19 protein-coding genes are annotated in these 19,685 nt (G+C 65.3%); 10 read left to right on the top strand and 9 right to left on the bottom strand.

The annotated features are described in order from the left end of the window. Positions 1-7 precede the first annotated feature (7 nt). The 4 genes from OKW27_RS23320 to wrbA are packed head-to-tail and all read right to left on the bottom strand — an operon-like array spanning position 8 to position 3,500. Complete coding sequence (locus tag OKW27_RS23320) at positions 8-814, bottom strand: metallophosphoesterase (protein ID WP_429335020.1); 807 nt, start codon at positions 812-814, stop codon at positions 8-10. A 52-nt stretch (positions 815-866) separates the two neighbouring features. Further along, positions 867-2,285, bottom strand: coding sequence for an FAD-binding oxidoreductase (locus tag OKW27_RS23315; protein ID WP_187631430.1), 1,419 nt, complete (start codon positions 2,283-2,285; stop codon positions 867-869). Between the two features lie 32 nt (positions 2,286-2,317). Beyond that, positions 2,318-2,887: a DUF2069 domain-containing protein gene (locus tag OKW27_RS23310; RefSeq protein WP_429335019.1), complete on the bottom strand. Its 570-nt coding sequence runs from the start codon at positions 2,885-2,887 to the stop codon at positions 2,318-2,320. Positions 2,888-2,897: 10 nt separating this feature from the next. Continuing rightward, positions 2,898-3,500, bottom strand: a complete 603-nt coding sequence (gene wrbA, locus OKW27_RS23305; RefSeq protein WP_429335018.1) for an NAD(P)H:quinone oxidoreductase — start codon at positions 3,498-3,500, stop codon at positions 2,898-2,900. A gap of 142 nt (positions 3,501-3,642) precedes the next feature. Between wrbA and OKW27_RS23300 the strand changes: the two genes are divergently transcribed. Further along, the gene (locus OKW27_RS23300) at positions 3,643-4,956 is read left to right on the top strand and encodes a YihY family inner membrane protein (protein ID WP_429335017.1); all 1,314 of its coding nucleotides are present in this window, start codon (positions 3,643-3,645) and stop codon (positions 4,954-4,956) included. Positions 4,957-4,990: 34 nt separating this feature from the next. On the opposite strand, the gene OKW27_RS23295 is transcribed toward OKW27_RS23300, so the two are convergent. The 3 genes from OKW27_RS23295 to OKW27_RS23285 all read right to left on the bottom strand — a co-directional run bounded on the left by OKW27_RS23295 (position 4,991) and on the right by OKW27_RS23285 (position 7,778). After that, positions 4,991-5,311: a DUF962 domain-containing protein gene (locus OKW27_RS23295; protein ID WP_090801002.1), complete on the bottom strand. Its 321-nt coding sequence runs from the start codon at positions 5,309-5,311 to the stop codon at positions 4,991-4,993. 242 nt (positions 5,312-5,553) lie between these two features. After that, on the bottom strand, positions 5,554-6,387 hold the full coding sequence (locus tag OKW27_RS23290) for an alpha/beta fold hydrolase (RefSeq protein ID WP_429335016.1): 834 nt from the start codon (positions 6,385-6,387) through the stop codon (positions 5,554-5,556). After that, on the bottom strand, positions 6,384-7,778 hold the full coding sequence (locus OKW27_RS23285) for an O-acetylhomoserine aminocarboxypropyltransferase (RefSeq protein WP_429335015.1): 1,395 nt from the start codon (positions 7,776-7,778) through the stop codon (positions 6,384-6,386). Before OKW27_RS23285 ends, OKW27_RS23290 begins: the two co-directional genes overlap by 4 nt. Before the next feature lie 272 nt (positions 7,779-8,050). On the opposite strand from OKW27_RS23285, the gene OKW27_RS23280 reads away from it, so the two are divergent. The 3 genes from OKW27_RS23280 (at position 8,051) to aroC (ending at position 12,598) form a co-directional block, all read left to right on the top strand. Continuing rightward, complete coding sequence (locus tag OKW27_RS23280; protein ID WP_018421164.1) at positions 8,051-8,518, top strand: CBS domain-containing protein; 468 nt, start codon at positions 8,051-8,053, stop codon at positions 8,516-8,518. Between the two features lie 878 nt (positions 8,519-9,396). Further along, entirely contained in the window at positions 9,397-11,334 is a 1,938-nt protein-coding gene (locus OKW27_RS23275; RefSeq protein WP_429335014.1) for an MFS transporter, read from the top strand. 163 nt (positions 11,335-11,497) lie between these two features. Continuing rightward, positions 11,498-12,598, top strand: a complete 1,101-nt coding sequence (aroC, locus tag OKW27_RS23270) for a chorismate synthase (RefSeq protein WP_429335013.1) — start codon at positions 11,498-11,500, stop codon at positions 12,596-12,598. A gap of 175 nt (positions 12,599-12,773) precedes the next feature. On the opposite strand, the gene OKW27_RS23265 is transcribed toward aroC, so the two are convergent. Beyond that, entirely contained in the window at positions 12,774-14,447 is a 1,674-nt protein-coding gene (locus OKW27_RS23265; protein ID WP_090800993.1) for an electron transfer flavoprotein-ubiquinone oxidoreductase, read from the bottom strand. Between the two features lie 186 nt (positions 14,448-14,633). Here OKW27_RS23265 and OKW27_RS23260 point away from each other — a divergent pair, with 186 nt between their 5' ends. Continuing rightward, positions 14,634-15,410 carry an SDR family oxidoreductase gene (locus OKW27_RS23260; protein ID WP_018421159.1) on the top strand — a complete coding sequence of 259 codons (777 nt, stop codon included), beginning with the start codon at positions 14,634-14,636 and terminating at the stop codon, positions 15,408-15,410. A gap of 56 nt (positions 15,411-15,466) precedes the next feature. Continuing rightward, positions 15,467-15,898, top strand: coding sequence for an acyl-CoA thioesterase (locus tag OKW27_RS23255; protein WP_090800991.1), 432 nt, complete (start codon positions 15,467-15,469; stop codon positions 15,896-15,898). Between the two features lie 44 nt (positions 15,899-15,942). Here OKW27_RS23255 and OKW27_RS23250 read toward each other — a convergent pair whose 3' ends face one another. Continuing rightward, a complete protein-coding gene (locus tag OKW27_RS23250; RefSeq protein WP_018421157.1) occupies positions 15,943-16,488 on the bottom strand; it encodes a LuxR C-terminal-related transcriptional regulator in 546 nt (181 codons plus the stop codon). Between the two features lie 219 nt (positions 16,489-16,707). Here OKW27_RS23250 and OKW27_RS23245 point away from each other — a divergent pair, with 219 nt between their 5' ends. The 4 genes from OKW27_RS23245 to OKW27_RS23230 all read left to right on the top strand — a co-directional run bounded on the left by OKW27_RS23245 (position 16,708) and on the right by OKW27_RS23230 (position 19,631). After that, positions 16,708-17,412, top strand: a complete 705-nt coding sequence (locus OKW27_RS23245; RefSeq protein WP_090800989.1) for a CoA transferase subunit A — start codon at positions 16,708-16,710, stop codon at positions 17,410-17,412. A 2-nt stretch (positions 17,413-17,414) separates the two neighbouring features. Then, positions 17,415-18,056 (top strand): CoA transferase subunit B, encoded by a 642-nt coding sequence (locus OKW27_RS23240; protein ID WP_184021841.1) that lies wholly within the window; start codon positions 17,415-17,417, stop codon positions 18,054-18,056. Positions 18,057-18,283: 227 nt separating this feature from the next. Next, entirely contained in the window at positions 18,284-19,198 is a 915-nt protein-coding gene (locus OKW27_RS23235) for an alpha/beta fold hydrolase (RefSeq protein ID WP_429335012.1), read from the top strand. 79 nt (positions 19,199-19,277) lie between these two features. Continuing rightward, positions 19,278-19,631 (top strand): RidA family protein, encoded by a 354-nt coding sequence (locus tag OKW27_RS23230; protein ID WP_429335011.1) that lies wholly within the window; start codon positions 19,278-19,280, stop codon positions 19,629-19,631. Positions 19,632-19,685: the final 54 nt, after the last annotated feature.

Raw genomic sequence — 19,685 nt, 5'->3', positions numbered from 1 at the left:
GCACCCGCTAGATCTCGACGACCTTGTCCCACGCAAACAGCGGATTTTCCCACTGGCGCGTGCGCCGGTCGAAATAGCCGCGCGGATTGCACACGACGCGCGTGCCGTCCGCCACGTAGTCGAACGACGTATGCGTGTGGCCATGAATCCACAATGCGACAGGCGCGCGCACGAGCTCGGGCAGATGGTTGACGAAGCCCGCCGACACGCGGTCTTCGGCAAAACGCCCGGCCAGGCTCAGCCGATGCGGCGCGTGATGCGTGACCACGATCGTTTGGCCGGCGAACGGTTTGGCAAGCTCGCTTTCGAGCCACGCGCGCGCATGCTGGTGCAGCGCGAGCGAATCGGCGGGCGTGAAGTCGCGCGCGGCGTCGCGCGGGTCGTGCGGCCAGTTCATCTGGATCAGCCCGCGATAGTCGAGCATGACCCGGCGCGCGGCGACGATCGATTCCTCGATTGCATCCGGCGTCGCGCCGTACAGCGCGAAGTCGGTCCACAACGTCGTGCCGAGCACGCGCCAGCGGCCCTGGCTGTCGACCAGCGCGGCGTTGTTCAGCATATGCACGTTGTCGACCTGCGCGGCCGCGTCGAGCATCGCGCTCTCCAGCGCGCCGAATTCACCGTCGTAGTACTCGTGATTGCCCGGCACGTAGACGACCGGCACCGTGTCGTCGAACGCCTGCGCGGCCCAGCGCGGGCCAGCCGCATGATTGTGGATGTCGCCCGCCAGCACCACGAGATCCGCCTGCGCATGCGGGATCAGTTCAGGCTCGTCGTTTTCCAGATGCAGATCGGACAGCACGCGAATCTTCACGGACGCGACTCCTGCAAAACGCCTGCGCGCCGGATCGCGCAGGCTTCAGATATTAGCGTAGCACCTTGCCCGGATTCATCAGGTTCAGCGGATCGAGCGCCTGCTTGATCGCGCGCATCATCCGCACCTCGACGTCCTGCTTGTAGCGGGCGGCTTCGTCGATCTTCAACTGGCCGAGTCCGTGTTCCGCGCTGATGCTGCCGCGATGCGCATCGACGCTGTCGTAGACGATCCGGTTGATCGGGCTCTGGTACTGCCGCAGAAACGCCTTCGCATCGACGCCCTCGGGCGCCTGCACGTTGTAGTGCAGATTGCCGTCGCCGAGATGGCCGAACGTGACCATGCGCGCGCCCGGCGCGGCTTGCGCGATTGCCGCATCGGTCGCTTCGATGAAGTGGCCGATGCGTGAAATCGGCACCGCGATGTCGTGCTTGATGTTCAGGCCCTCCTCGGCCTGGGCGAGCGGAATGTGCTCGCGCAGATTCCAGAACGCGCGAGACTGCGCGAGGTTTTCCGCCACCACGGCGTCTTCCACGAGACCTTGTTCGAGCGCGGTTTCCATCAGCCCCTCGAACAGCGTGCGCGCGTGCACTTCGCTTTCGCTGTCCGACAGTTCGAGCAGCACGACCTGCGCATGTGGTTCGGCGAACGGATAACGCATCTGCTCGAAATGCCGGCCGACGAGGCGCAGGCAGAAATCCGACATCAGTTCGAAGCCGGTCAGGAGCGGCCCGGCGACGCGTTGCGTGAGCGCGAGAAAATCGAGCGCCGCATGCGGCGACGCGAGCGCGGCGAGCGCGGTGACGCGCGCGGCCGGCTGCGGATGCAGCTTGAGCACCGCCGCGGTGATCAGGCCCAGCGTGCCTTCCGCGCCGATGAACAGGTCGCGCAGATCGTAGCCGGTGTTGTCCTTGCGCAGCCCGCGCAGGCCGTCCCACAGTTCGCCTTGCGGCGTCACCACTTCGAGGCCGAGGCATAGCTCGCGCGTGTTGCCATAGCGCAGCACGCCGGTGCCGCCCGCATTGGTCGACAGATTGCCGCCGATCGTGCAGCTGCCTTCGGCGGCGAGGCTCAGCGCAAACAGACGCCCGGCCGCTTCGGCGTGCTTCTGCACGTCGGCGAGGATCACGCCGGCTTCGACCGTGATCGTGTTGTTGTGCGGATCGATGTCGCGCACGCGATTCAGGCGGCGCAGGCTGATGACCGCCTGCGCGCCGCTCGCGTCGGGTGTCGCGCCGCCCGCGAGGCCGGTGTTGCCGCCCTGCGGCACCAGCGCGACGCAATGTTCGACCGCGAGCCTGACGAGCGCGGCGGCTTCCGCGGACGTGGCCGGGCACAGCACCGCGCAGGCCGCGCCGGTGTAGCGGCGGCGCCAGTCGGTCAGAAAGGGAGCGGTGTCGTGCGGATCGGTCAGTACGTAAGTCGCGCCGATGGCGTCGCGGCAGGCGGCGAGAAAAGCGGTGTGGGTCATGTGGATCGGTTGAAGGTGTTGGGGCTTGGGCCTCAGGCGGGCGGGATCGGTTCGCTGGCGGCTTGCTTTGCAGCCTGCTTTGCAGCCTGCTTCGCGGCTCGTTTCGCCGCGCGCTTGAACGGTCCGACATACGCGAGTGCGCAGGTGAAGAAGATCATGGCGAGCGCCGCTTGAAGCCAGCCGAGCCGCGCGCTCAAGCCATGATCGCTCCAGCCACGCACGACGCCTTCGGCGAAATACAGCAGGATCAGCATCGACGCCCATTGCATCGTGTAAAGCCGACGTCGCCACACGCCCGGCAACGCGCAGAGTAGCGGCAACGCTTTCAGCACGAGCAGCGAGCCGCCAGAGCGCAACGGCGCGAGCCACCATTCCCATGCGACGGCAAGCACGATCATCGAGACCAGTGTGAAAGCGGCGACGAGCGCGGCGGCAGCTTTGGGTTGCACGGGCGCGACGGTTGTAGATGCCGACGCGTTGGCCGCGAGGCTTGCGGGCGCCGCGTTCGCGTGGCCCCCGGAATTCGTGGCCGCGAGTTCAGCGCCACCCGCGTCACGACGGGCGTCGTCGCGCTCGGTGGGTTGCGGATCCGGTTCGTTCACGGCTTTACGCTCACGGCCTTTCGGACATCGACGCCACCGTGCGCCCAACGCGTGCACCAAGCGCAATCGCCAGCGTCCGTTCGTCGGCGGAGATGCCATGGCCGGTCGTGCCCGCGCGCGCGTAATGCGAGGCGCCGTACGGCGTGCCGCCGGTCTGCGTGGTGGACAGCGCGCTCTCCGTGTATGGAATGCCGACGATCAGCATGCCGTGATGGAGCAGCGGCAGCATCATCGACAGCAGCGTGGATTCCTGGCCGCCGTGCAGGCTGCCGGTCGACGTGAACACGCAGGCCGGCTTGCCCGACAGTGCACCGGATAGCCACTGCGGCGTGGTGCCGTCGAGAAAGTATTTGAGCGCGGCCGCCATGTTGCCGAAGCGGGTCGGCGAACCGAGCGCGAGGCCCGCGCATTCTTCGAGGTCGCGCAGCTCGACGTACGGTGGTCCTTCGGTGGGAATGTCCGGCTCGCTCGCCTCGCAAACCGTGGAAACCGCCGGCACGGTGCGCACGCGCGCCTGCATGCCGGGGACGCTGTCGACGCCGTGCGCGATTGCCAGCGCGAGCTCGCGGGTGGCGCCGTGACGGCTGTAATAAAGCACGAGAATGTCTTTCATAGGCCTCATCATTGAACGGGTATTATAGGGGTTCGGTCAGTTGCACAGGCCGCTCATAGCCGTTCGGCCAGGAGCTTCGGCCAAACGCCGCGCGGAGTTCCCGCAGTCCCGGTCTGACGGTTCAGCAAGCAAGGAGGCAGTTTTGTTGGTTAGGATGCGTTTCGATCTCGACACGCTCAAACGGCTCGCGCAATTCGCGGCGCAACGCATCGGCGAGGACCGGATTCCGCAGGTCGCGGGCAGCCTGACGTTCACGACGATGCTGGCGCTCGTGCCGCTCGCCACCGTCGCGTTTGCGCTGTTCACCGCGTTTCCGATCTTCAGCTCGTTCCAGGCGTCGCTGCAGTTTTTTCTTGCCGACCACCTGATGCCCGCGCAACTGAACGATCAGATCTTCAAGTATCTGAACCAGTTCGCATCGAAGGCCAAAGGGCTGACCACGATCGGCATGATCATCCTGTTCGTCACCGCGGTGATGACGATGATGACCGTCGAGTCCGCGTTCAATGTGATCTGGCGCGTGCGCAAGGCGCGGCCCGTCGCGCAGCGCATTCTCGTGTACTGGGCGATCATCACGCTCGGTCCGATCCTGATCGGCGTGAGCCTGTCCATCTCGTCGTATGTGTTCACGCAATCGATGTCGTTTAGCGCCGCGCAGCGCATCACACCGCTGATCGAATGGGCGCTCGCGAGCGCCTCGCTGCCGTTCACGATGCTCGCGTTCACGATCCTTTACGTTTATCTGCCGAACTGCCGTGTCGAATGGCGCGACGCGGTGGTCGGCGGCGTGATCGCCGCGGTCGCGTTCGAGCTCGCCAAGCGCGGCTTCGGCTACTACGTGCGCCGTATTCCGACCTATACGGCGGTGTACGGCGCGTTCGCCGCGGTGCCGCTGTTCCTGGTGTGGATGTACCTGTGCTGGTTCATCACGCTGACCGGCGCGATGATCGCATCGGCGTTGCCGGCGATTCGCATCGGTCAGTTTCACCGCCCTGTGTTCTATGGCAGCAATCTGTTCGATTCGCTCGAATTGCTCGCGCGGCTGTGCGAGGCGCGTGAGGGCGGCAGACGCGGCTACACGATGCCCGAGCTTGCCCGGATGCTTCGCCGCGACAAGGATACGACGCTGATGCTGTTGCAGCGTCTCGAGGAGATCGAGTGGATCGCGCGGTTGGAGGAGGACCATACCGGCCCGCACTTCGTGCTCCTCGCGAACCCGGTGCAGGTGACCGTGCAGCGGCTGTACGACCTGTTCGTGATCGACCGCGCGGAGCTTACGTATCAGCTCGAACTCGACTCCACACGCGTGGACGGCGGCATGCTGCTCGCCGCGCTCGACAACGACCAGCTGAAGGTGACGCTCGCCGCGTTGCTCGCCTCGCGCGCGGCGGCACGGGCGGCGCGACCCGGCGATGGCGAGCGCGCGGCGGCTTCGATGCCGCACCAGGCAGCGTGATAGGGCGGCCAGACTTCGAGCCGCCCCGATAAAACTACAACGAGATCTTCCCCACGCAGATGTCCTTGAACATCACCCAGTCGCCCATCAGGCTGTAAAACGGATGACGGAAGGTGGCAGGCCGGTTCTTTTCGAAGAAGAAATGGCCGACCCACGCGAAGCCGTAGCCGCACACCACGGCCGCCGGCAACCATAGCCAGTTGCCGGTGGCGAGCGCCATCGCGAGGCAGCCAATGACGCCGAGCGAGCCGACGAAATGCAGCCGCCGCGACACGAGATTGCGATGCTCGCTCAGGTAGTACGGATAAAACTCCGCGAAGTTCGTGAAGTGATCGGTATGTGCTGTATGAGCCATGACGGCCTCCGGAGGCTGAGAAAGACAGCTTCAATCATTCTCCGGCGATCGCCTGCCTGGCGCAACCTGGCCATTCGGCAGATGGCGCGGCGGGTTCGGCGTGGGTATCGTGGTCGTTCGGTAGTGATTCGGTAGTGATTCGGTAGTGATTCGGTAGTGATTCGGTGGCGATTCGCAACGGCATTCCCGACGGCCGCCCGCGGAGCACCGAGGCGCGCGGCGAGCGGCCATCGCGCGCCCCATCAGCGCGCTTCGTGCGGCGGCCGCGAAGCGAAGCCGTACAGCGCATCGAGCGTCGCGTCGGGTTGCTCGGTCATCAACGCGTGGCCCGCATCGAGCGTGACGGTGTCGACTGGCGTGCCCGCCTGCGCGAGCGCATCGGCAAGTGCTTTCGCCGCGCGCGGCGGCGTCATCGCATCGCGCCGGCCAACGATCAGGCGCGTGGCGCAACGCACCTGCGCCGCACGAGCGTGGCCGTCCGCATAGGTATGGCAGGCGGTGAAGTCGGTGTGGAACAGATGCGGCTCGCCGCTGGCGGACACGTGCTCCATCAGCCGCTGGTTCATGCCGTGCAGCCAGAAACCGGGGCCGGGGCACGAGGGCTTCGCGGCGAGCGTCGAATGCGACCACTGGTTGACCATGCCGATTGCCTCGGGCTCGCGATTGAGCGCGGCGTCGAGCAGCGCGTCGGAGACCGTCATCGGCAGCGCGGTGGCGAGCAGCGCAAGATGCGTTGCGCGCTGCGGATAGCGGCCGGCGAAGTCGAGCGCGATCAGCGAGCCCATGCTGTGACCGGCGACGAACGCACGCGTGACGCCCACGGCGTCGAGCAGCGCAGCGAGCCAGTCGGCCAGCGCGGCGATGCTGACGAGCGCGGGGCCGGCGCTGCGTCGGTGGCCCGGCAGATCGACCGCGAGCACGCCGAAGCCGTGATGCGCGAAGTAGCGGCTTTGCAGCGCCCACACGCTGTGATCGTGCTCGGCACCGTGGATGAACACGGCGGTTGGCAGGCTCGCGTCGAAGGGTTTGCCGCCGGTGTAGGCGTAGGCCGGTTTGCCTTGAACGATGACGATCATGCGGACTCCGGGCGGGCGGGGGTGCTCGTGGCGGCGGGCGCGGCAGTGGCGGTCTGTTGCGAGGCGCTGCTCGGCGTTGCGGTACGACCGCCGCTCGCCGGTTGCGCGGTTTTTTGCGCGGCTTTCAGCGCGCGCTTGAGATCGTCGATCAGGTCATCCGGATCTTCGAGCCCGATCGACAGACGGATCGTGCCTTCGGTGATACCGGCCGCGGCGAGCGCGGCGGCATCCATGCGGAAGTGCGTCGTCGATGCCGGTTGAATCACCAGCGAGCGCGCGTCGCCGACGTTCGCGAGGTGCGAGAAGAGCGTGAGCGCTTCGATGAAGGCGCGCCCGGCCGCGCGGTCGCCGCGCAGGTTGAAGCTGAACACGGCGCCCGCGCCGCGCGGTAGCAGCCGCCTGGCGAGCGCGTGGTCGGGATGCGTCGGCAACTCGGGATAGGCGACCGATTCGACCGCCGCATGACCGGCGAGAAACTCGACCACGCGCCGTGTGTTGACGACGTGACGCTCCATGCGCAACGGCAGTGTCTCGATGCCTTGCAGCAGCTGCCACGCGGCCTGCGGATGCAGGCACGCGCCGAAGTCGCGCAAGCCTTCCCGACGCGCGCGCAGCAGGAACGGCGCGACGGTGCTTTCCTCGGCGAATACCATGCCGTGGAAACCGTCGTACGGCTCGGTAAATTCGGGAAAGCGGCCGGAAGCCTCGAAGTCGAACGTGCCGCCGTCGACCAGCACTCCGCCGATCGTCGTGCCGTGGCCGCCGAGAAACTTGGTCGCCGAGTGGTAGACGAGGTCGGCGCCGTGCTCGAAGGGGCGCAGCAGGTAGGGCGTCGTGAAGGTCGAGTCGACCAGCAACGGCAGGCGGTGCGCGTGCGCGATCTGTGCGAGCGCGGCGATGTCGAGCACGTCGAGGCCCGGATTGCCGAGCGTTTCGCCGAATAGCAGGCGCGTGTTGGGGCGCAGCGCGGCGCGCCATGCGTCGAGGTCGCCGGGCTTGACGAAGGTCGTCTCGATACCGAAGCGTCGCAGCGTGTAATGCAGCAGATTGTGCGAGCCGCCGTACAGCGCGCTCGACGCGACGATGTGCGAACCCGCGCCCATCAGCGTCGCGATCGCCAGATGCAGCGCGGCCTGGCCGCTCGCGGTGCCGATCGCGCCGGCGCCGTTTTCGAGCGCGGCGACGCGCTCCTCGAACACGGCGACGGTCGGATTCGAGATGCGCGAGTAGACGTGGCCGGCGCGCTCCATGTTGAACAGCGCGGCGGCATGATCCGAGTCGCGGAACGAAAACGACGTGGTCTGGTAGATCGGCGTCGCGCGCGCGCCGGTGGCAGGGTCGGGGGCTGCGCCGGCGTGCAGCGCAAGCGTATCGAAACGGTTGGCGGACATCGTGGGCGGCGGGCCGCGAGCGGCCTCGCGAAAGATCGGGGTGGGCGGCCATCCTACCATTGGCGCGCGCCGCTTCAAGCGCGGTTTTCCCGCGGGTTCCTGCGGCTCGTGCCGGGAGCGGGGCATGCTCGCAATCTGGAAGTCAGACGAATTGGAGTCTCCGAAGCCCGCCGCGCCTTGGCTGGCGGGCCGCTTTCCTTTTATGGGCCTTTCCGATAGGATCGAAAAAACATTTCATGCACTGCAAGATTGGCGGTATCAGGAGATAGATCATGCGAGTCAGCGACATTCTTAAAGTCAAGGGCAATACCCTTTTTACGGTCACGCCGGATACCACGCTGCATGACGCCGTCAATACCATGGCCGAGCACGACATCGGCTCGCTCGTCGTGATGGAGTACGGCGACCTCGTCGGCATGCTGACGTTTCGCGAAATCATTTTGACCTTGAGCGAGAACGGCGGCAGCGTCGGCACCTCGACGATCCGCAAGGTGATGGACGACCATCCGCTCACCTGCACGCCCGAAACCGACGTCAACGAAGTGCGCCGCATGATGCTCGAGCATCACGTGCGCTATCTGCCCGTCATGGAAAGCCGCACGCTGATGGGCGTCATCTCGTTTTACGACGTCGCGAAGGCGGTGGTCGAGGAGCAGGGGTTCGAGAACCGCATGCTGAAGGCCTATATCCGCGACTGGCCGGAAGAGCAGGAAGGACAGGACCAGCAGCCGGCGCGTTGATGCGCGTGGCTCGAAGGTCGCGCTCCGGCCGTCGCCGCGAGCGCGAATCCGCCGACAGGGCGCGCGCGCAAGCGGGCGCTTTTTTTGGTGCGCCAGGCATGGCGCGTAGCGCCGTGACTGGCGCTGTCCGACCCGCTGTGGTGGCGAGCCGGATGACTTGGGGGTGAAAGTCCTCTGCACACCCGGCAAGGGGAAGTGCTAGCTGAACGGCAAGGGTGTCCGTCGTAAGGCGGAATCTGAAGGAAGCCGCAGGCAAAATGCTGGCCTGACGAACAGGAAGCGGATATCAGGCGGTGTGGCGGGGTGAGCAGTCCAAGATCTGTAAAGCCCAATACTTGCACGGAACGCCACGACGTAGATCCGACAGGCATAAGCAGGAAGGTCGCGCGCATTACCCTGGGAGCCCCGTCAGTCTGCCTTGTGCTACTGGCATCGCAAGGTGCCGGGATGGGCTGGCGGGAGTCAGCAGAGGCCATAGTAGCGGCTCGGAACCGGAGCAGTGAAGGGCCGAACCTGACGAGAGTGGATAGTCACGCGTGCTCTCTGAGCGTTTGGGCACAAGTCTCGGCACAGCCGGGAGCCTGCGATCAAACTTGACGGCCGGAAGCCTGAGAGAGGTTGGGGTGTCCATTGAACGACAGGCGACACGACGAACGAAACGAAGCTCGCTGGAGCAATCCAGTCGTCAGGAAACGCCGGATACGTGATCCGTACGTCCGGTGTTGTGGGAGGACGGCGGGGGCAACCCCGCCTCCTACCCGATTGTCTGGAGCTGGTGCGGACGGACTGCGGGAGCCGCGTGCGCGAGTCGCGGCGATCCGCTTGCCGGCCGTGCCGCCCGCGTCATCGCCATTTTTCCGCGCCGTTCTCCTGACTTCATGAACGATCGTCCGTTGCCCGCTGCCCGCCGCGCCGCTCGCGCGCACGAAGCGCACGAATCCCAGTTCCGCCTGCTCGGCCAGCGCGGCTTCGCGCCGTTCTTCTGGACACAGTTTCTCGGCGCGATGAACGACAACGTGTTCAAGATCGGCTTCACGTCGCTCGTCACGTATCAGGCGGCGCGGTTTTCGGGCGTCGACCCGAAAACCGCGGCGTTCCTGATCTCCGCGATTTTCATTCTGCCGTTCGTGCTGTTTTCGGCCACTTCCGGCCAGATCGCGGACAAGTACGACAAAGCGTTGCTCACGCGCCTCGTCAAGACTTTCGAGATCGCGGTGATGCTGGTCGGCGGCGTGGGGTTCTGGCTGCATGCCGCGCCGTTGCTGTACCTGTGCACGTTCCTGATGGGCGTGCATTCGACGGTATTCGGGCCGGTCAAGTACTCGTATCTGCCGCAGCATCTGTCGCAGGCCGAGCTGGTCGGCGGCAATGGCATGGTCGAGATGGGCACCTTCGTCGCGATCCTGATCGGCACGATCGTCGGCGGCGCGGGCGCGGGGTTCGCCGAGCATGGCGCGGTGGTGCTCGCTTGCGCGTGTATCGCGATCGCGCTGATCGGGCGCGCCGTGTCGGGCTTCGTGCCGGCTACGCCCGCGCCGCAGCCCGGGTTGCGCATCAACTGGAACCCGGTCAGCGAAACGTGGCGCAATCTGAAGCTCGCGCGCGAAAACCGCACGGTGTTTCTTGGTCTGCTCGGCATTTCGTGGCTGTGGTTCGTCGGCGCGACGTTCCTCGCGTCGTTCTTCAACTTCGCGAAGGACGTGCTGTCCGCCGATCCCGACGTCGTGACCGTGCTGCTCGCCACGTTCTCGATCGGCATCGGCATCGGCTCGCTGTTGTGCGAGCGGCTCTCGAAGCGGCGGATCGAAGTCGGCCTCGTGCCGCTCGGCTCGATCGGCATGAGCGTGTTCGCGATCGATCTTTTTTTCGCGAGCCACGCGCTGCCGCCGCCGGGGCATCTGCTCAGCGTTGGCGAATTTCTCGCGCGGCTAGCGCATTGGCGCGTGCTCGCCGATCTGTTCCTGCTCGCGATGTTCGGCGGCTTTTACAGCGTGCCGCTGTATGCGCTGATCCAGAGTCGTAGTCAGCCGAGCCATCGCGCGCGCATCATCGCCGCGAACAACATCCTCAATTCGCTGTTCATGATCGTGTCGGCGCTCATGGCGGTGGGCCTGACCGCCGCGGGCTTCAGTATTCCGGCGATCTTCCTCGTCACCGCGCTTCTGAATGTGGTCGTCGCGGGCTACATCTATTCGCTCGCGCCGGAGTTCCTGCTGCGCTTCATCGCGTGGCTGCTCGTGCATACGTTCTACCGGATCCGGCTCGTGCACGCGGAGCGGATTCCGGAGCAGGGCGCGGCGGTGCTCGTGTGCAACCACGTCAGTTTCGTCGATGCGATCGTCATCATGGCCGAAAGCCCGCGGCCGATCCGCTTCGTGATGGACCACCGGATCTTCCGCTCGCCGTTCGTCGGCTGGCTGTTCCGGCACGCGAAGGCGATTCCGATCGCGTCCGCACATCAGGACGCGGCGCTGCTCGCGCGTGCGTACGACCTGTGCGCGCAGGCGCTTGCGGACGGCGAACTCGTCTGCATCTTTCCCGAAGGGAAGCTGACGCGTACCGGCGAGCTGAATCCGTTTCGCCACGGCGTCGCCGAGATCGTCAGGCGGACGCCGGCGCCCGTCATTCCGATGGCGCTGCGCGGGCTGTGGGGCAGCGTGTTTTCGCGCGCGGTGGACGCAACCTGGCCGCGGCCGATCAGCAAAGGTGTGATGAGCCGGCTGAGCCTCGCCGTCGGCGAGCCAATCGACCCGGCGCTCGCGACGCCGGAGACGCTGCAGCGGATCGTGACCGAGCTGCGCGGCGCCCGCAAGTAGCCGTGGGCCGGTGCGCGGACGCCGAGATGGCGGGCTCGCCCACCATCACCCGCGTTCGGCCGAGTGCGCCCTGGCCGATCGGCCATCGCCGTCGCCAGGCCCGGCTTCGAGGCGGGCGGGCTGGCATAATAGCGTTCTCCCCGTATTTCTTTGGACGACGCTCATGTCCGGCAACACGCTCGGTACGCTTTTCACTGTCACGACCTTCGGCGAATCGCACGGCCCCGCTATCGGCTGCGTGATCGATGGCTGCCCGCCGGGCATGGCGCTCAACGAAGCCGACATCCAGTTCGAACTCGATCGCCGCAAGCCGGGCACGTCGCGCCACGTGACGCAGCGCCAGGAAGAAGACAAGGTCGAGATCCTGTCGGGCGTGTTCGAAGGTCAAACCACCGGCGCGCCAATTGCGCTGCTGATCCGCAATACCGACCAGCGCAGCAAGGACTACGGCAACATCGCGGAAACGTTCCGCCCCGGCCACGCCGACTACACGTACTGGCAAAAGTACGGCATTCGCGATTACCGCGGTGGCGGCCGCTCGTCGGCACGGCTGACGGCGCCGGCGGTCGCGGCGGGCGCGGTCGCGAAGAAGTGGCTGCGCGAGAAGTTCGGCACCGAAATTCGCGGCTATATGGCCGCGCTCGGCGAGATCGACGTGCCGTTCGTCGATTGGGCGCAGGTGCGCGAAAACCCGTTTTTCGTGCCGAATGCGGAGATCGTTCCGCAACTCGAGGCGTATATGGACGCGCTGCGCAAGGACGGTGATTCGATCGGCGCGCGCATCAACGTGGTTGCCTCCGGTGTGCCGGTCGGCCTCGGCGAGCCGCTGTTCGACCGCCTCGACGCCGACATCGCGCACGCGATGATGGGCATCAACGCGGTGAAGGGCGTCGAGATCGGCGCGGGCTTCGCGAGCGTCGCGCAACGCGGCTCGGTGCATGGCGACGAGCTGACGCCGGAAGGTTTCGTCGGCAATCACGCGGGCGGTGTGCTCGGCGGTATTTCGACGGGGCAGGACATCACGGTGTCGATCGCGATCAAGCCGACGTCGAGCATTCGCACGCCGCGCCGTTCGGTCGACAAGGCGGGGAACCCCGCGATCGTCGAGACCTTCGGGCGGCACGACCCCTGCGTCGGCATTCGTGCGACGCCGATCGCCGAGTCGATGCTTGCGCTCGTGCTGATCGATCACGCGCTGCGCCATCGCGCGCAATGCGGCGATGTGGCCGTGAGCACGCCGAAGATCGCGGCGAGCGCGCCGTAACCCTGACGCGGTCCCGCGATTGGCGGCGAACGAGCCGCCATAAAAAAGAATAGGGAAGGGGACCAACGAAGCGCGCAAGAATGCGCGCAGACGAAAGCGCGAGCGCGCTATCGGAATTTGCCTGCGCGACGCTGCCGGTTATCGCGCAGCGCCGCAAAGGCAGACGGCACATCCATCACATATTCGGATAGTTCGGACCGCCACCGCCTTCCGGCGTGACCCACACGATATTCTGCGTCGGGTCCTTGATATCGCAGGTCTTGCAGTGCACGCAGTTCTGCGCATTGATGACGAGCCGCTCGCTGCCATCGTCGTTCTTCACGAACTCGTACACTGCAGCGGGGCAATAACGCGCCTCCGGTCCCGCGTAGGTCTGCCAGTTCACGTTGACCGGCACGGTCGGATCCTTCAGCGTCAGGTGCGCCGGCTGATTTTCCTCGTGATTCGTGTTCGAGATGAACACCGAGGACAGCCGATCGAACGTCAGCTTGCCGTCCGGCTTCGGATACGTGATCGGCTTGCACTGCGAAGCCGGCTTCAGCATCTCGTGATCGGAATGCTGATGATGCAGCGTCCACGGCACGTTGCCGCCGAGCAGCTTCTGCTCGAGACCGACCATCAGCGTGCCAAGATAGAGACCCTTGCTCATCCACTGCTTGAAGTTACGCGCGCGATACAGCTCGGTGTAGAGCCACGACGTCTTGAACGCTTCCGGGTAGGCGCTCAGTTCGTCCGACTGACGGCCGGCCTGGACGGCGTCGAACGCGGCATCGGCGGCGAGCATGCCGGTCTTGATCGCGGCGTGCGAACCCTTGATGCGCGACGCGTTCAGGAAGCCCGCGTCGTCGCCGACCAGGGCACCGCCCGGGAACACCAGCTTCGGCAACGACATCAGGCCGCCCGCGGTGATCGCGCGCGCGCCGTAGGACACGCGCTTGCCGCCTTCGAGAATCGCGCGGATCGCCGGATGCGTCTTGTAGCGCTGGAATTCCTCGAACGGCGACAGATACGGATTCGAATAGCCGAGGCCGACCACGAAGCCGACCACGACCTGGTTGTTGTCCATGTGGTAGAGGAACGAGCCGCCGTAGGTGTCGTTTTCGAGCGGCCAGCCGGCCGTGTGCATCACCAGACCCGGCTTGTGCTTCGCGGGATCGATTTCCCACAACTCCTTGATGCCGAGGCCGTACACCTGCGGATCGACGCCGTCGCGCAGCTTGAACTTCTCGTTCAGCTGGCGGCCGAGGTGGCCGCGCGCGCCTTCGCAGAACAGCGTGTACTTCGCGTGCAGCTCCATGCCGAGCTGGAAGTTTTCGGTCGGTTCGCCGTCCTTGCCGATGCCCAGATTGCCGGTCGCGACGCCCTTGACCGAGCCGTCGTCGTTGTAGAGCACTTCGGCCGCCGGAAAGCCCGGGAATATCTCGACGCCGAGCGCTTCGGCCTGCTGACCCAGCCAGCGCGTCACGTTCGCGAGGCTGATCACGTAGTTGCCGTGGTTCTTGAAATTGTCCGGCAGCGCCCAGGTCGGCACGCTCTTCGAACCGGTTTCCGTCAGGAACAGGAAGCGGTCTTCGGTCACGTCGACCGTCAGCGGCGCGCCTTTTTCCTTCCAGTCCGGGATCAGCTCGGTCAGCGCGCGCGGGTCCATCACCGCGCCCGACAGAATATGGGCCCCGATCTCTGAGCCTTTTTCGAGTACGCACACGCCAATGTCAGCGCCTCGTTCGGCGGCGCGCTGCTTCAGGCGAATGGCCGCCGACAGGCCCGCAGGGCCGCCGCCGACGATGACGACGTCATACTCCATCGACTCGCGCGGGCCGTACTGCTCAATGAGACTTGCGGGGGTCATTGATGCTCCTCTTACCGTTAGAATGCTTTTTTCGGGTTCGTATTGTGGGCGATCGATTCCCGCGCCGCAACCCGAAATCCGCAGATTAGCACGACCGTACTATTTCATGATACGGTATAGACCCTTAGTCGGGTCCTACCGAACCCGTCAACCGCAGTTGTCACCACAACCGAACAAGGAAAGACAATGGGCCGTTCGATCAATCTGGAAGGCAAGGTCGCGCTGATTACGGGCGCCTCGAGCGGGCTGGGCAAGCGCTTCGCGCAGGTGCTGTCGCAGGCGGGCGCGAAGGTCGTGCTGGCGAGCCGACGTACCGAGCGGCTCAAGGAGCTGCGCGCGGAAATCGAGGCGTCCGGCGGCGCCGCGCACGTCGTGTCGCTCGACGTGACCGACTATCAGAGCATCAAGTCGGCGGTCGCGCATGCGGAGACCGAGGCCGGCACCATCGATATCCTCGTCAACAACTCGGGCGTGTCGACCACGCAGAAGCTGTCCGAGGTCACGCCGGCGGACTTCGAATACGTGTTCGACACGAATACGCGCGGCGCGTTTTTCGTGGCGCAGGAAGTCGCCAAGCGCATGATCATGCGCGGCAACAACGCGCAGAAGCCGTCGTACCGGATCATCAACATCGCGTCGATGGCGGGCTTGCGCGTGCTGCCGCAAATCGGCCTGTATTCGATGAGCAAGGCCGCGGTCGTCCACATGACGAAGGCGATGGCGCTCGAGTGGGGCAAGCATGGCATCAATGTGAACGCGATCTGCCCCGGGTATATCGACACCGAGATCAACCATCACCACTGGTCGACCGATCAGGGCCAGAAACTCGTGGCGATGCTGCCGCGTCATCGGGTCGGCAAGCCGGAGGATCTCGATGGGCTGCTCCTGCTGCTCGCGGCGGATGAATCGCAGTTCATCAACGGCTCGGTGATCGTCGCCGACGACGGCTTCGGACTCGCGTGAGCGGGTCGTCCAAAGTTTCAAAAGCCAGGCAGAAAAAGGAAGAACGGAAGTACAGAATGAGCGATTTTCACGCAGTTTTCGAAATGACGATGCCGATCCGCTGGGGCGACATGGACGCCTTCGGTCACGTCAACAACACGGTTTATTTCCGCTACATGGAGCAGGTGCGGATTTCCTGGTTCGAGCACATGGACTTTGTCGGCCAGCGCGCGCACGGGCAGGGGCCGGTGATCGTCAATGCGTCGATGGAGTTTCTGAAGCAACTGCACTATCCGGGCGACGTGATCGGCCGGATGTCGGTGGCGACACCGGGGCGCAGCAGCTTCGATACGGCTTTCGAGCTCCTGCGCGCCGATGAGCCGGATACGCTCTATGCGCGAGGCGCCGCGCGATGCGTGTGGATCGACTACGCGGCGGGCAAGTCGGTGCCGGTGCCTGACGTACTGCGCGCGGCCATCGAGAGCGCGGCGCTCGTCAAGGCGGCCTGAGCGCGCGGCTTGACAGCGCTGTCGCGCGCTTCAAACGCCCTCTCTCAATCCCCGAGCAGCCGCTGCAACAGCTCGGTCGCATTGCCCGTATCGTATTTGCGCATGAGCCGCGCGCGGTAGACGTCGACCGTGCGCGGGCTGATGTCGAGCACGCGGCCGATCTGCTTGCTGGTCTTGCCCGTCACCAGTTGCGCGGCGATTTCGCGCTCGCGTGGCGTCAGCTCCACCGCGACCCGCCGGGTTGCGCTCAAATCCTCGAAGGTCCAGACACCCGCCGCGTGCGGGTCGGTGCGCTGCTGCGCGCGGCCCGTCACGTGACACCAGAACAGCTCGCCGTTCGCGCGCTTCATGATCCGGTCGTCCGCGTAGCTGCCTTGCGCTGTCATGATCGGCGGAATGCGCGCGCCGATCCGCTCGAACTCGTCCGCCGATGGATACAACACCTGGAACGACTGACCGATCAGCGCGTCGCGCGCGTAGCCGAATATCGACGCTAGCTCGTCGTTGCAGTCTTCGATGGTCCGCTCGCGGGACAGCACGAGTCCGATCGGCGCGAGGTGAAACGCAGTGCGGTAATCCAGGGCGGGCATGGGCGGGAGGCAAGTACTTATGTATTTTTGCGTATTGTGCCGCATGGCGGGCCCAGCGTACTCTTTCGCGCAGATGACAACGCGGCTCAAGCTGCGGATGACTAGAATGACGTAGCGGTATCGTGAGGCGACGTGAAGTTTACCCGTTGCGATATCAGCCGCAATGATCCGGCGGCCTGCGTACACGTTTCGGGTTTCCATAAAGGAAGGGACATACAGATGAACAAGGTCTATCCAGGCGCCGCCGAGGCGCTGAAGGACATCGTCAAGGACGGGCAGACGTTCGCCGTCGGCGGCTTCGGGCTGTGCGGCATTCCTGAGGCGCTGATCGCTGCGCTGCGCGATTCGAAGGTGCAGGGCATCACGTGCATCAGCAACAACGCGGGCGTCGACGGTTTCGGCCTCGGCCTGCTGCTCGAGACGCGTCAGATCAAGAAAATGATCTCGTCGTACGTCGGCGAAAACAAGGAGTTCGAGCGCCAGTACCTGGCCGGCGAACTCGAGCTCGAATTCACGCCGCAAGGCACGCTCGCCGAGAAGCTGCGCGCGGGCGGCTCGGGCATTCCGGCGTTTTTCACGAACACCGGCTACGGCACGCAGATCGCCGAGGGCAAGGAAACCCGCCAGTTCGGCGAGAACCACTACGTGCTCGAACATTCGCTGACCGCCGATGTCGCGCTCGTCAAGGCATGGAAGGCCGACAAGGCCGGCAACCTGATCTATCGCCGCACCGCGCGCAACTTCAATCCGATGTGCGCGATGGCGGGCCGCATCACCGTCGCGGAAGTCGAAGAGATCGTCGAAGTGGGCGAGCTCGATCCGGACGCGATCCATACGCCTGGCATCTTCGTGCAGCGCATCGTGCTGAATGCGCATCCGGAAAAACGCATCGAACAACGCGTCGTCCGCGCGAAAGGAGACTGATCATGGCATGGACTCGTGACGAAATGGCCGCGCGCGCGGCGAAGGAACTGCAGGACGGCTTTTACGTGAACCTCGGCATCGGCTTGCCGACGCTGGTCGCGAACCACGTGCCGGCGGGCGTCGAAGTGTGGCTGCAGTCGGAGAACGGTCTGCTCGGTATCGGCCCGTCGCCGACCGAAGACGAAGTCGACGCCGACCTGATCAACGCCGGCAAGCAAACGGTGACGACACTGCCCGGTTCGTCGATTTTCTCTTCGGCGGATTCGTTCGCGATGATTCGCGGCGGCCACATCAATCTCGCGATTCTCGGTGCGATGCAGATCAGCAGGAAGGGCGATCTCGCGAACTGGATGATCCCGGGCAAGATGATCAAGGGCATGGGCGGCGCGATGGACCTGGTCGCGGGCGTCAAGCGCGTGGTCGTGCTGATGGAGCACGTCGCGAAGGGCGATCAGCACAAGATCCTCGAAGAATGCACGCTGCCGCTGACGGGCGTGGGTGTGGTCGACGAGATCATCACCGATCTGGGCGTGATCGAAGTGACCGAAAACGGCTTGAAAGTGACCGAACTCGCGCCGGGTGTGAGCGTCGACGAAATCAAGGCGAAAACCGGCGCGCCGCTCGATGTGAGCGCGGTGAGCTGACGCGGGTTGAAACGCCGTTGCGCGCGTCGGCGCGACCGCGCGGCGGCAACGGTGTGTTCCGGACGGGCGAGACGTGAGTCTCGCCCGTTCTGTTTTTGGCGCGCGGCGGCGGATGCGCCGGACGGTTGGATCGACCTTCCTAAGCCTTCTGGCCGATGCTTGCCGCGCGACGAAGCGGTTTACAATCGTTCGCAGCCCAATCCGCAGCGTCTTTGCAAGGACACCAGATGACCGCAACGACTTCCGCTTCCACCACCGGGCGGCCCGCGCCGCGTCAACGTTACGTGCGGTGCGCGAGCCCTGCCGGCCTGCATCGCGTCGCCTATACCGAGTGGGGCGACCCGGACAATCCGCGCGTGTTGCTGTGCGTGCACGGACTCACGCGATCGGGGCGCGATTTCGACCGCCTCGCCGCCAACTTCGCGGACACCTATCGCGTGGTGTGCCCGGACGTGGTTGGCCGGGGCTTGTCGTCGTGGCTCGCGAACCCCAACTTATACGCGGTGCCGCAGTACGTCGCCGACATGGTCACACTGATCGCTCGGCTCGACGTCGACACCGTCGACTGGTTCGGCACCTCGATGGGCGGCCTGATCGGCATGGGGCTCGCCGGCCTGCCGGACACGCCGATCCGCAAGCTGCTGCTGAACGACGTCGGGCCGCATCTGGAGCCGGTCGCGGTCAAGCGCATCGGCGATTACCTTGGCAAGCCCGCACGCTTCGAAACGCTGCAGCAGGGCGTTGACTATGCCGCGCAGCTCGCGCAGAGCTTCGGACCGCTGACTCCGGACGAATGGCGCGAAATCAATACGCCGTTGCTGCGCGAAGAGGACGGCGCATGGGTGCTGCGCTATGACCCGCGCATCGCGCAGCCGTTCGCGGCGGTCACCGAGGAAGCGGCGAAGCTCGGCGAGGCGGCGCTGTGGCATTCGCTCGCGTCGTTCCAGGGGCCGGTGCTGGTGGTGCGCGGCGAGCAGTCGGATTTGCTGTCGCGTGAAACGGTCGCGAAGATGGTGTCGACCGCGCGTGCCGCATCGAGCGTGGAGATCGCCGGCGTCGGGCATGCGCCGGCGTTCCTGGCGGCGGACCAGATCGCGCTCGCGAGGGAGTTCTTCATCGGTCAGGCCGCGAACGCGTCATAATATTGAGTTCCGCATGACGATTTCATCGGCAGTGTCGTGTGGGACGTAGTTCGATTAACCCCTCAGCTCAGGACTTTTCATGGCAGTCATTCGTTATCACGTCGGCAAGCGTCTCTCGGAAATGGCCGCGCACAACGGCACCGTGTACCTCGCGGGTCAGATCGCCGAAGACGACGATCAGGACATCGCCGGCCAGACGCGCGAAGTGCTCGGCCACATCGACCGTCTGCTCGCCGAAGCGAACAGCGACAAGTCGCTGTTGCTGTCGGTGCAGATCTATATCTCGGACATGGCGCATTTCGCCGGCATGAACGCCGTGTGGGACGAGTGGGTCGCGCAGGGCGACACGCCGCCGCGCGCGACCGTCGAGGCAAAGCTTGCGAATCCGAAGTGCCTCGTCGAAATCGTCGTGATCGCGGCGCAGCGCAACTGAGTCGCGGCCGTCCGGCAGCACCGTGGTTGATTTTCCGTTGAATCGTCTGGCCCG

Origin of the sequence: Paraburkholderia sp. 35.1 (assembly GCF_050436525.1) — a bacterium.
Lineage (GTDB): Bacteria > Pseudomonadota > Gammaproteobacteria > Burkholderiales > Burkholderiaceae > Paraburkholderia > Paraburkholderia tuberum.
Note: the sequence above shows the minus strand (reverse complement) of the source record. Positions and strands in the feature narration are given on the sequence as shown.